Source organism: Bradyrhizobium sp. USDA 327, from assembly GCF_041262065.1.
Taxonomy (GTDB): Bacteria; Pseudomonadota; Alphaproteobacteria; order Rhizobiales; family Xanthobacteraceae; genus Bradyrhizobium; species Bradyrhizobium liaoningense.
Genome location: NZ_JBGCCW010000001.1, coordinates 114,787 through 127,358 on the forward strand (window position 1 = coordinate 114,787; position 12,572 = coordinate 127,358).

Annotated in this window: 6 protein-coding genes and 2 pseudogenes; 5 read left to right on the top strand and 3 right to left on the bottom strand. The window is 61.8% G+C overall.

What is annotated here, in order from left to right; all coding sequences use genetic code 11:
• The first annotated feature begins 150 nt into the window (after positions 1-150).
• From ABIA42_RS00560 to ABIA42_RS00575, 4 genes are all read left to right on the top strand, one after another.
• Positions 151-2,403: a hypothetical protein gene (locus ABIA42_RS00560; RefSeq protein ID WP_028144443.1), complete on the top strand. Its 2,253-nt coding sequence runs from the start codon at positions 151-153 to the stop codon at positions 2,401-2,403.
• A gap of 272 nt (positions 2,404-2,675) precedes the next feature.
• Positions 2,676-6,986, top strand: coding sequence for a Ulp1 family isopeptidase (locus ABIA42_RS00565; RefSeq protein ID WP_370115813.1), 4,311 nt, complete (start codon positions 2,676-2,678; stop codon positions 6,984-6,986).
• A gap of 195 nt (positions 6,987-7,181) precedes the next feature.
• On the top strand, positions 7,182-7,472 hold the full coding sequence (locus ABIA42_RS00570; RefSeq protein WP_370157107.1) for a hypothetical protein: 291 nt from the start codon (positions 7,182-7,184) through the stop codon (positions 7,470-7,472).
• Positions 7,445-8,023 (top strand): hypothetical protein, encoded by a 579-nt coding sequence (locus ABIA42_RS00575; RefSeq protein WP_011084521.1) that lies wholly within the window; start codon positions 7,445-7,447, stop codon positions 8,021-8,023. Before ABIA42_RS00570 ends, ABIA42_RS00575 begins: the two co-directional genes overlap by 28 nt.
• A 30-nt stretch (positions 8,024-8,053) precedes the next feature.
• On the opposite strand, the gene istB is transcribed toward ABIA42_RS00575, so the two are convergent.
• A complete protein-coding gene (gene istB, locus ABIA42_RS00580; RefSeq protein ID WP_014497929.1) occupies positions 8,054-8,764 on the bottom strand; it encodes an IS21-like element ISFK1 family helper ATPase IstB in 711 nt (236 codons plus the stop codon).
• An 8-nt stretch (positions 8,765-8,772) separates the two neighbouring features.
• A pseudogene (gene istA, locus ABIA42_RS00585) lies at positions 8,773-10,116 on the bottom strand (IS21 family transposase); the annotation flags it as partial.
• Positions 10,117-10,119: 3 nt separating this feature from the next.
• On the opposite strand from istA, the pseudogene ABIA42_RS00590 reads away from it, so the two are divergent.
• Positions 10,120-11,373: pseudogene (locus ABIA42_RS00590) on the top strand (IS256 family transposase); the annotation flags it as partial.
• A 797-nt stretch (positions 11,374-12,170) separates the two neighbouring features.
• On the opposite strand, the gene ABIA42_RS00595 reads toward ABIA42_RS00590, so the two are convergent.
• A complete protein-coding gene (locus tag ABIA42_RS00595) occupies positions 12,171-12,557 on the bottom strand; it encodes a response regulator transcription factor (protein WP_018648887.1) in 387 nt (128 codons plus the stop codon).
• Positions 12,558-12,572: the final 15 nt, after the last annotated feature.

Here is a 12,572-nt window from a genome sequence, read left to right on the forward strand (position 1 = left end):
TCCAGCAGCACGCCAGGCGCGATGGAATTGCACCCCACGGTGATCCGGGTTTTCCTGTGAATCGGGGAGAAGCGCCCTACGTCAGCTACTCGTCAGCCAGCCAGTCTATGCAGACTGGCTGCGCACTCTCGACTTTATCGGAGGTGGAATATGACAGGCATTGGCCGAGCTGGTAAATCGCACGTTGGGCCCGCAGGAGCCGACAGCGCATGGGGATCGAGTAGTTCGAGCCCGGAGCTCGGTCCCGCCCCCGGGGAGGGCGGGCAATCTTTCGACTCTGTCGTGGAGCGGATGCGCTCCGGGCCTCGAGATGGAACGGCTCCGCTCGTGAGCCTGCCACCAGCTTCGGCGGTGGCAGTCCAGATTTCCTCAAGTGGCGACGGAATCAAGGCAGCGAAGCAAAAAATGCGCAGCCTGCTTGCGGGGCTTGATGCTTCTAAAAATGCAGCCACACGAGCCCGGAACCCGAACCCGTCGGAGGCGCAAGAGCTGATCGATCAAGTCGTCAAGGCAGGCTCGGAAGTTCTGGGCTATTACGCGAGCCTCCCCCCGGACATGGCGCGGGGGCTTCTTTCCGACGGTCGGGCTCGCCGACTCCGCGAGGAAACTATCGCTGCGGGAAACGAATGCGACATCGTGGCCACCTGGATTATCGGCGACCTGGAGAAGAGCAGGAAGAAAGCAACAGCCTTGCTCAAGAATATGCGAGTTGCCAACGCTCAGCCTGACCAGCTGAGCCGAGCGGTATCCAGCGTGGCGAAGCACTACGAGGCCTGCATGGAGGGGTGGGGAAAGAAGGCATTGCGCATGGAACGGATGCAGTCCGTCTGCGCGGCCACCGCCAACTTGCCGAGCACCACGCCCGAGATGCGGCAGGCCGAAGAGGCCGCACTACGCCTGCAGACCGGCTGGGCACTTTATACGAAGTGCGTGTATCTGCAATCGCAGGTTGCTCTTGCTCAGCTTCTAATTGAGTCGCGGGCGAGCACGTTCGAACCAGCTGTAAGCGACGCCCTCATGGGTGAGGATGGGCGGGTGCGTCTGCTCGGGACCTTTATCGAGGATGTTTTTCCGGCATTTAACTCGGCGTCCGAAGCCGTTCTGAGCAGCAACGGAGCGGCACTCGACGCAGACCACTGCACCGTTCTGGAAGGAGTCATGGAGCGGCTTTCGGAATTTGCCTCAGGGGTGCACGGAATCGTTACCAGGCTAAGGGACGCCGGAACGGATGCCGACCTTCCATTAAAACTGTTGGGCCAGATCGCGGATGGTGCATGGGTCACCGCGGACGACGTCACGCGTCTTTTGGACGTGCAGCCAAAGACGCCCGCCGTGATTGAGCCGACGGCCCGGACTGCCGTAGTGGTTGAGGGGGGCGCGGCCCGCAGGGAGGGGAAGGGCAAGCGCGCACCGGCCGCAGGCGAGCGAAGTTCGGCGGCCGGGCCGCGCGAGCCGCAGCTCGCCACGCCCGACGCTGCCACGGCCCCGACAGTCAAGGTGATCGTACTCTCGGATCTGGGTACGAAGAAACTCGCGAGCGCGGAGGAGGCGGCACTCGCGAGGGCGTCATCGTCGGCGACCGGGCACCTGGAGATATTGCAGGCTCCGCCCTCCAGGAACGCACTGACCGGATTACTCAAGCGATTGGACGAACTTTTGCAGTTCGATCTGCCGGCTCAGCAAAGCGCGGTCTCGCAAGCGCGCCACGGGAAGCCCGAGGACGCCGATCACGCCGTGGATCTCGTCGTTAAGCGCCTGCAGACACAGGCCTCCGAGATTGAGGCCAGTGTAGCCGCGCTGGAGGAGCCTCGCCGACGTGTCCTACTCACGCCTGCGCAAGTGCCGGAAGTGCACGACAAAATAGCCCGGCTCAAGGCGATGTTGTCCGAGGTGCAGGGACAGGCAAACTCTTTCACGGCGCAAAAGGCGGTGATCACGATCGATTGCATGAAGACCTACGCGTTTCCGTCCCAGAAGTATCTTGAACAGTTGCGAGCGGCCGGGGAGTTGGCGGCTGTGAATTCACCGCGCGCCTTGAAGGATGATCCGGGGACACTGTTCGAGATCAAGCTGCAGCCCAAGGCCCTGCGCAATGGCGCGACGCCAAGCCCGATGTGGGTGCACATCCATACCAAGCGGCCGGTACATGCCAGGCAGTTGGCAACGCTGAGCGATGCCGGGTTCGCCGCTTGCCACGTGAAGTCAAATGACCAGCGCGGCTACAATCAGGACTGGCAGAGCGCTCGAGCTGCGACGGGGCGCGAGAACGTCGTGATCCACCGCGGCAAGCTCACGCCGGCGTTCTGTAGGTCCTTGTTGCGCACCGCAGCTGGCGGCCAGCCGTGGCATCCCCTTCCCGAGGCGGAGCACGCGTCGATGCAGTTCGCGCGCCTCGGGATGTAGTTACCTGGGTGTCCCGCGCCAGAGCGTCGCTGTGGTGACACGATCAAGTGGACCGTTTCTCACCGAGAGGAAATCCTCGATGAGCTCGAAGCCGGCGCGGGCTTCCTCGAACAGATCGACAACAGGGTCCGATTGAAATTCGATCGGGAGCGTCGTGACCCCAACTTCCTTTCGCTTGGCAGCTGAACCGTCAAATGCCGGCGATGTGTCGTCTCAAGTCCAGGCGCATGCGATCAGCGCTCCAGGCTCTTCATCTTCGAAAGTGAGTACACATGAAATTCGTCTCAATGAATCGGGGGGGGCAACAAACGGATAGCGTGGACGCGCAAGATGCCTCTCCAGCCGACTCGTCGGCAGAGGCGGCGGCCTTTCAGCGGCAGCTGAGCGAGGTCGCTGTCCTGTCCGCTCCCGTGCTCATGCAGGTCCGCGCCTATCAAGCGGATGCATCGCGATCTGAGGCGCGACCCATCGTGCGGGCGAGCGGGCAACCATATACGCCGGCTCCGCACGGTGAAGGCGGTGGAACGACGCTGAATGCGTCGGCGCTGCCGCTCGGCCATGCAAATTTGGTTTTCGCAGGAAGCGGCATGGATCCTGTTTATTCCGACGATGCGTCTCTTATTGAGGGGCTCGGGCCGGCACTCTTCAAGGCTGGGGCCACCGAGCGCACCGTCAGGCGCAATGTACGTTGTCTTCTCGGATTGGGGCATTGGCTCGTAAAGAACGGAAAGCCGGGCATTGCTGCCCGGCTTTCCGAAGAGTCGCTGGTCGAGGATGCCCTTGAGTTCGGCAAGCAGGAGGGGCAGGCCATCGCTACGCCACTGGTTCATCTTCGAGCCTCCCAATCGCCGGGCGGCATCGCGCCGATTGCAAGCCGGGTTGAGCTGAATCCCTATTCCCAAGATGCGGATCTCATCAAAGGGTACAAGGAAGATGCAGCGTCAGGCACCGCCAACACCGTCAGGAAGTATGCAACTCTTCTTATCGATTTCAGTGATTACCTCCGTGAGAACGATAAGCCCGGCATTGCTGCTCGACTTGGCGACGGCTCGCTGGATAATGATGTCAGCCAGTATAAGGAGGCGGACCCCCGTGGCCGCAGAAAAGCCGGGGCCGCACTGGCTCATCTCCTGAGGTCGCCGGCGGGTGCTAGAGCGATCGAGCTCCGGCCTCATATTCGCCCCGTTCCTGATTTCGAAGGCGCGGTTCGCGCTGAGCCGAGCCGGACCCGGGCCGCGACTGCACAGCACAGCTCGAGCGGAGCTATCAGCTGGCCGGAGACTCTGCCTGCGAACCAGCAGGATCTGCTTTTGGAGACGATGGACGGACCCAGCTCCTCGCCGCCTATCGAGACAATTGCGCACCATCAACAAGCAGCGGATGCAGGAGGGTCTTTTCGTGACTTGAACTTGCCCCGCGCCGACCATGGGGTTTCACCGCCGCATGGCCTGGCATTGGATGCTGCAGGGTCCCTGAACTGGCGCCACCATGACGACGAACTGACGGATAAACGTCACAGGAACCAGCAGGTTCTCGTCATCAATGAGCATGATATAGGGGAGTTGAGATCAGCGAAGAGGCAGAAGACGCTAAGCAATCCGCAGGGCGTCGCCGTTGAGCGGCAGCTGATGCAGACGCCATCCCATCAACTGGCGGCGTCCCCATTGCAGATGCAGGCTCCGATGCTGTCGCAAAACGAGCTGATCGGCGAGCCGCTCCCGGGGGAAGACGCGGAGCTCTTGGCGAGGTTTCGTGTAGACGCCAAGCGGCGCAAGCTCACCCCAGGCGCCATCAATAACAGTGTTTCCGGGCTTGGGAGATTTGTTCGCTGGGTCAACGCAGAGCATGGGGGGTCCGTAGCTTCTCGGCTACGAAAAGGTACACCGCTGGATGAGGAAATTGCGGCGTACCGGAGATTGGGCCGTGACCCCCAGCACCGCATTACATCGGCCCTGGATGTTCTCCGGCGGCTCTTGCGTGGGGGTGAAGAAGCCGAAGCTCCCGAACCCCGCGTCCTCGGTGCCCCACGTCGCCTGGTTCCTCATCCAGAAGATGCGCCCCTCATCGAGGGCGCGCTGAGCCAAGCTCTGAAACATGTTAAAACTGCGAAGGATAAGGGGTCTGCGCAAAAGCGGGCGACACGTCTTCGCGCGCTGAGTGCGTGGCTTAAAGGGAATCGCAAAGGGAGCATCATCGGGCGACTTAACGGCTCTAGCAAGGAGCAGTTAACGCTGGACAACGATGTGCTGGCGTTCCAACGGACCGGAGGCGCAAGATACCGTCCCGATTTGTCGCATCTTCGCAGCTACTTAAAACTCATCGAGGCGAACCGAGAGCTGGGGCTGCCAGGCCCTGAGCAGCCGAGCTCGCCGGCCGCGTGGGGCGATCGGCATCCCGGCTCGGCGCAGGATCTTCCCTCAACGCCGGCAAGCCCAAGCGCGGGAGCTTGGGTTTGGTTGGGTGAACAGCTGCACGAACCAGCATCACCATCCAGGCCCCCGTCACATGCTAAGGGCAGGCTTGAGCCATCTGTTGATCTGAATGCGCCGACGCCGTCCGAGTTGCGCGACGATGCTCATTTTGCGCCAGCGCATCCTGCCAGGGCCCGTTCAGACACCTACGCTGGTCTTGAGCCATTTGTTGATCTGAATGCGCCGACGCCGTCCGAGTTGCGCGACGATGCTCACTTTGCGCCGGCGCATCCTGCCAGGGCTCGTTCAGACACCTACGCTGGTCTTGAGCCATTTGTTGATTTGAATGCGCCGACGCCGTCCGAGTTGCGCGACGATGCTCACTTTGCGCCGGCGCATCCTGCCGGGGCTCGTTCAGACACCTACGCTGGTCTTGAGCCATTTGTTGATCTGAATGCGCCGACGCCGTCCGAGTTGCGCGACGATGCTCACTTTGCGCCGGCGCATCCTGCCAGGGCTCGTTCAGACACCTACGCTGGTCTTGAGCCATTTGTTGATCTGAATGCGCCGACGCCGTCCGAGTTGCGCGACGATGCTCACTTTGCGCCGGCGCATCCTGCCAGGGCTCGTTCAGACACCTACGCTGGTCTTGAGCCATTTGTTGATCTGAATGCGCCGACGCCGTCCGAGTTGCGCGACGATGCTCACTTTGCGCCGGCGCATCCTGCCAGGGCTCGTTCAGACACCTACGCTGGTCTTGAGCCATTTGTTGATCTGAATGCGCCGACGCCGTCCGAGTTGCGCGACGATGCTCATTTTGCGCCAGCGCATCCTGCCAGGGCTCGTTCAGACACCTACGCTGGTCTTGAGCCATTTGTTGATCTGAATGCGCCGACGCCGTCCGAGTTGCGCGACGATGCTCATTTTGCGCCAGCGCATCCTGCCAGGGCCCGTTCAGACACCTACGCTGGTCTTGAGCCATTTGTTGATCTGAATGCGCCGACGCCGTCCGAGTTGCGCGACGATGCTCATTTTGCGCCAGCGCATCCTGCCAGGGCTCGCTCAGACACCTACGCCGGTCTTGAGGCAGCGGTTAATCCGAATCCGCGCACACCATTCGAGTTGCGTGACAATGCTTGGGCCCCGGCGCCTGACTTTCGGCCGCTGTTTGCCGGGCCAGTACCGGGGCATCACCAGGGCGCTCGACAGCCCGGTTCGCCGCAGGGGCTTTCTCCGGCGCCAGCCTTCTCGGATGATGAAGCTTTGGCGTGGTTGCGCGAGGAGCTGGCGCGACGGCAGATGCAAGAACCGGCCTCACCATCAACCGGCAGGGCTCCCTCAGACATCTACGGCGGCCTTGAGTCATTGGTGCATCTGGATGCGCCCACGCCGTGGGAATTGCGCGACGATGCTCACTTTGCGCCGGCGCCCGCTGCCAGGGCGCGCTCGGACACCTACCGCGGTTTTCCATTGGTTGATCTGACTGCGCCCACGCCGTCCGAATCACGCGACGATGCTAATTCTGTACGGCCGTTTCCGATCACCTCCGCCAACGCTCAGATCGGGGCTTTAGATCCGACAGTCTCGTCTCACGGCCACGGGCTGGTGCTCGAGGACACGGAATGGCTGGGCGACGAGCATATCGACAGGGATTACCGGCTCCAGGAGCAGGATTTGCAGAGGAACGATCCGGATCTCGCCGCCCGGACGCGGTTCGTGAATCCCCTCATCGTCCTAAATTATCTGGGCTCTAACGACGATGGCGTCGTGCAAACCGAGTTCCAGCGCATCGTCCATGATGATGAATTTAATGATACAGCCGACTTCCTGTTCCTGCCCGTGATTAATGCCAACCCTGAAGATCCTAATAACCTCGGCAACCATTGGTCGCTGCTGTTCGTTGATCGCAGTGACCGGGGGCAGCCGGTCGCCTACCACTACGATTCCTACAGGGGACTCAACAAAAAGCATGCAGAGCATCTCGCAAGTAGGCTGCACCTCCGCCTGGAGCCAGCCGGCATGGCCCAGCAGCAGAACACTTATGATTGCGGCGTCTTTGTCGTGGACGGGACGCGGGCGCTGGTTAGGCAATTGGAGCAAGGAGGGCAGACAGTCCACCTGGACCAGCTCGTCGTCGATCGGCAGGCACTGCAAAACCGACTCAGGGGCTGATGTCGCCGTGGGCGAGATAGAGTTGGCTGTGAATCGACGCTGAACATTGACCCCCGTACGCGCGAAGTCAATCAAGTACTTGGGACGCCGATCGGCGTCCGGACCCCACACGATGACATAATTGCGGTCGGCGCCCGCGGGACGAAAGGTCCGCTATCTTCAAGCCTGCACGCAATCACACGAATCGGAGGGGCTATGAAGCAATATGTTGGGCTTGACGTCTCACAAAAGGGAGAGAATCAGGAACAGCAGAAGCCCGTTCCCGAAGATCATACGTCCGTCAGCAAGGACGAGGAATCGGGCGCACGAGGGTTGCAGCGCGATTTGCAGGATCGGTTGCAGCCGGCGCACGACGAGCCGGTGAGCGAGCCCGTCAGCGATAGTGCTTCCCATCCCGAAGTACCTGCAGGCTCGCGCCGGTTCGCCGCCTGCTCAAGGTCGGCATTGGCCTTGCGATTGTGGCCGTCTTCGGATGGTTGCCGCTGAAGGCCGTGCTGCAGACCTCGAGCGTTGCGGCCGTGGTCAATGCCAGGATCGTGACGTTGCGCTCGCCGATTGACGGCACCGTGAGCGCGAAGCCGCCGCAAGGCTCGACGCAACTCAGCGTGGTCCATGAGGGCGACGCGATCCTTCATGTCGTCAACGCGCGTGGCGATCGCGTGCGGCTCGACGATCTTCGGCGGCAGATGTCCCGGATGGAAAATGAGCGCCCGAGTTTCGCCGCCAAGCTTGCGGCCGCCGAGACGGCGCAACAGGACCTCGCCCGCCAGGCGGCCCAGTTCCGCGACGGTCGCATCCTCCAGCTCCAGGCGCGCATTGCCGAAATCCAGTCGGCGATCGAGGCCGCGGCCGCGCGACGGGAGAAGGCAGTGGCCGCCGTCGAGCGGGCCTCGTCACTGATCAAATCGGGCAGCGTCTCGACGGTCGAAATGGCCCGCCTGACGCGCGAGCAGGCGATCGCCCAGCAGACTGCGGATTTCACGGATCGTGAGCATCGATTTCGCGCGATCGTGAGCACTGAATTCAGACGATCGTGAGCAGCCCGCTACGGCCGATGGGAGATAGAGTCAGTGTTCTGGTTGGCCGTCAAGGGTGATGGTTTTGGCGCTGCGTTTTCGCATGCTTTCTCCGGTGAGCTGGAGGCGGTGGGCGTTGTGGACGAGGCGATCGAGAATGGCGTCGGCGACCGTGGGGTCCCCAATGGCTCCATGCCAGGTGTCCACGGGGAGCTGACTTGTGACGATGGTGGATGCGCGGCCATGTCGGTCCTCGAGGATTTCGAGCAGATCGCGGCGTTCCGCGGCGGTGAGCACCGATAGTCCCCAATCATCCAAAATCAGAAGCTGAGCGCGGCCGAGGCTTTTGAGGAGCCGGGCGTAGCGTCCGTCTCCGCGCGCGAGCGCGAGCGCCTCGAACAGCCTTGGAACGCGATGATAGAGGACTGATCGGTTGTCGCGGCAGGCCTTGTGGCCGAGCGCGCAGGCTAACCAACTTTTGCCCAGGCCGGTTGCCCCGGTGACGAGCAAATTCTCGTGGCGATCGATCCAGCGACCTTCGACGAGTTTGGCGAAAACGGCGCGGTCGATGCCCCGCGGGGTGCGCAGATCGACGTCCTCGACGCAAGCAGTCTGGCGCAGTGCGGCGATCTTGAGGCGCGTGGTGAGCCGCCTGGTGTCGCGTTCGGCGGCTTCGCGGTCGACCAACAGGCCGATGCGATCTTCGAACGGCAGGGCTTCGAGATCGGGCGATCGGCGCTGCTCCTCGAAGGCCTTGGCCATTCCGGTCAGTCGGCGCCGTAGCTTTTGACGAGCGCCAGAATGCCAAGGCAGGTTCGAAAGCCTTGTTCTGGATGGGGCCGGGCGTCGATCACGGCCTGGAAAAACGCTGCTGTCGAAGGACCGATCCGCTCGCCGGCGGCGATCACCGCGGCGGGGGTCCATTCGCCGTAGCGGCGATGGGCGCTGGGCATGTGGTCGGCGATGGTGGTGTGTCCGCGTCGGTTGGGCGCGCGGGCATGGCTGGCGATCCGCTGGCCCTTGTGGAAGATCTCGACCGTCCGATCGTCGATACGGGCATCGACCAGCTCGCCAATCAGACGATACGGCGCGGAGTACCAATGGCCGTCGACCTCGACATGATAATCGGGAGCGAGGCGGCAGCGCTTCCAGCGTGCGAAGGCATAAGGCTGATCTGGCAGCGGGGTTAGCTTGGGTTTGTCGAGTTCGGCAAACAGTTCGGCGCGGCTTGAGCCGAAGCCACGCATTTGACGAGCATTGAGTTCGTCGACGAGTGTCTTGATGGCGGCGTTGAGCTCGGCCCGGGAAAAGAAGCGCTGATTGCGCAGCCGGGCCAGAATCCAGCGCTGGGCGATTTGCACCGCGACCTCGACCTTCGCCTTGTCTTTTGGGCGCCGCGGCCGTGCGGCGAGAATGGCCGTGCCGTAATGGCTCGCCATCTCGGCATAAGTGCGATTGAGGCCGGGATCGTAGCGGTCGGGGTTGCTGACGGCGGCTTTGAGGTTGTCGCAGACCACGAACGTCGGCGTTCCGCTCAAAAACGTGAACAAGTTGACGTGGGCCCGGATCCAGTCGGCCAAGCTCTCGCTGGGGCAGGCCTCGGCGTAGGTGTAGTTCGAAGCGCCCATCGCCGCGACGAACAGCTTCATCGGCTGCACTTCCCCGGTCAGGGGATCGACGATGTCGATGGTGTCGCCGGCGAAATCCACGAACACCTTCTCGCCGCCCAGATGAATCTGCCGCATCGAAGGTCGGACCCGCCCCTTCCAGGCCTCGTAGGTAGTGCAGAACCACGTGTACCCGAAACCGTCGGGATTAACGGCGCGATACTCCTCCCAGAGCAGGCGACGGGTTACGTTGCGCCGGCGGAGCTCTTTATCGATGTAGCTCCAGTCGGGCACCGGCCGCTGCGGGCTCTGAGACGCTGGTCGTGGGGCCGGGAAAAGCAAAAGCTCCAGGTCTTCATCGGTCATTCCCTCCGGAAGCGGCCAGCTCAACCCAGCAGACGAGCTATGCGGGAAACTGGGTGATGACGGAATGAGATAGGCGGCGTATCGAGGCGGGTGTCGAGCCTGCCAGAACCTCAAGGAGAGCGATACGCCATGAACGAGCATAGCAACATTGTCCCACTGCGTCAGCCCGATGAGATCGACGATCCACTGACGAATATTTTGCGATCTGGTGCTCGGCAGCTGCTTGCGCAGGCTGTCGAGATGGAAGCCGAGGCGTTTCTCGCCGCGATGAAGGGCTTGAAGCGTCCCGATGGCCGCGACCGCCTCGTGCGGCACGGCCATGGTCCAGTGCGGACGATCCAGACGGGGATCGGCGCCGTCGAAGTCGCCCGGGTAAAGATTCGCGATCGCGCGGTGACCAGCGATGGCGAGCGGATCCGCTTCACCTCGGCGATCCTGCCGTTGTGGGCACGGCGCACGAAGAGCTTGGATGCACTTTTGCCGGTTCTGTACCTGCGAGGCATCTCGACGGGCGACTTCCAGGAGGCGCTGGCGGCGCTCTTGGGCAAGGATGCGCCGAATCTTTCTCCGGGGGTGGTTTCCAGACTGACGACGGAGTGGCAGCTCGAGTACGAGCGTTGGCAGAAGCGCGATCTGTCGGCGCGCCGGTACGTATACGTGTGGGCGGACGGCGTCTTCCTGCAGGCTCGCATGGAAGACCACAGCGAATGCATGCTGGTGCTGATCGGCGCGACGCCGGAAGGCAAGAAGGAACTCATCGGCTTCCAGGTCGGCGTGCGCGAGAGCACGCAGAGCTGGCACGAACTGCTCGTCGAGGCGAAAACCCGTGGGCTGAAGATCGCCCCGGAAATCGCCGTCGGTGACGGCGCGCTCGGCTTCTGGAAGGCGCTCGACGAGGTCTTTCCCGCCACGCGACATCAGCGGTGCTGGGTGCACAAAACCGCGAATATCTTGAACAAAGTCGCAGTGTCGGTACAGGCCAGCATGAAGAAGGATCTGCGCGAGGTCTATTTGGCGTCCAACCGAGCTTCGGCCGAAGTGGCGATCGATGTCTTTGCCGAGAAATACGGAGCGAAGTACGACAAGGCGGTCGAGTGCCTGACGAAAGATCGCGACGCAATGCTTGCGTTCTACGAATTCCCCGCCGAGCATTGGGACCACTTGCGGACGACGAATCCCATCGAAAGCGTGTTCGCGACGGTCCGGCACAGAACGGTGCGCACGAAAGGTTCGTTATCGTCAACGACTGCCAAGTTGATGGTGTTCAAGCTGCTCTGCGCCGCATCAAAGACCTGGCGGCGGCTGAAAGGCACAAATCAGTTGCCGAAGGTCAGCGCAGGTGTCAGATTCGAAAACGGCATCGAGGTCATCCAAGTGCCGGAAAACCACGCCGCCTGATCGCCTCGTCACCCAAAATCCCGCATAGCTCAGACGAACTTAGGTTACGTTCTGACACAGGAGACATCAATGCTGTCTCCTCGGTTCTCCTTAGCTTAGCAGTTGCTGACTGATTTGTTTGCCCTAAGAAATTGGGGGCTACAGTACAAACCAGTTGCTGCCGATGCTCGCTGCGGCGAGGACACCTGTGTGATAGCCCGGCCGTGGTGGGGACGTGTTGCGCCGAGCACGTTTGACGGGTTGGACCAGAGGTCTGCCACACATGATGTGGGAGCTTGACGATAGCCGGAGCGCTGGGAATCGATAACGAAGCGGCGGCCCTATAGACAAGTCCAACCCGCACGCGTCAGCGGACGTAACAATTCCTTGGGCTGGGCATCGTTCAAAGCGCTTTCACCGGAAAAGCGGTGACCAAGACATGAGGGGCGTCCTGGCGAAGCTCCATTTCGTCGTCACCGCGGCTGGGCTGAGCACAACCAATCTCGTGCTTGCCGAGCGCTCTCGGGAACCGCTCTGCAATGGAGCATATAGCTTCGCTCCAGGTGGAGTTAAATGCTAGGGGCGCTGATCGCTCTGGGCCGGCATTACTTTGATCACGACCTGGAATGAATCGAGCCGGCGTACCCTCCGTCTCTCGCAAGGTCAAAGGTTGTTTTGCAGCCGACAGTAGCCGGTAATGCTTTGGCGGGCAAGAATTAGCTCCTAATAACGTTAGGGCAGGTCGCGGTTCCGGCCGCAAAGAGGTTGCCCGGTGCGTGATCGTCGTTAGATCGGACAAGAACGCGCAGTTGATCGAATCAGATGCGGCCTCGGTCGCCATATGCCTGCAGTGCGCTGTCGAGACACTTGACTAACTCTTGTACGCCGAATGGTTTGGCGAGGAAGCCGATCGCTCCGGCGTCCAAGGCTGACGCGCGTACGCGCTCGTTGGGGAAAGCTGTAATGAAAATGAAGGGTGCTTGGTAACCACGCGTCCGCATCTCTGCCAGCAGCTCCAGCCCGCTCATCGCTGCCATCTGCACATCAGTTATGACGCAGGATATCTCGTTCAACCGCGGCGACCGCAGGAGCGCCTCGGCCGAGGCAAATATCTGCACGACGTAGCCACGCGATTTCAAAAGGTTTTCTGTCGCCGCACGGACCGAGGGGTCGTCGTCAACGACGGAAATCAAAGGCGTGGACAAGATGAGCCCTCCCGA

What these genes read in the sequence shown, in the direction of transcription:
- ABIA42_RS00560 (WP_028144443.1), top strand. Translation starts at nt 151, where the DNA reads ATGACAGGCATTGGCCGAGCTGGTAAATCGCACGTTGGGCCCGCAGGA.
- ABIA42_RS00565 (WP_370115813.1), top strand. Translation starts at nt 2,676, where the DNA reads ATGAAATTCGTCTCAATGAATCGGGGGGGGCAACAAACGGATAGCGTG.
- ABIA42_RS00570 (WP_370157107.1), top strand. Translation starts at nt 7,182, where the DNA reads ATGAAGCAATATGTTGGGCTTGACGTCTCACAAAAGGGAGAGAATCAG.
- istB (WP_014497929.1), bottom strand. Translation starts at nt 8,764, where the DNA reads ATGGCCAAGGCCTTCGAGGAGCAGCGCCGATCGCCCGATCTCGAAGCC.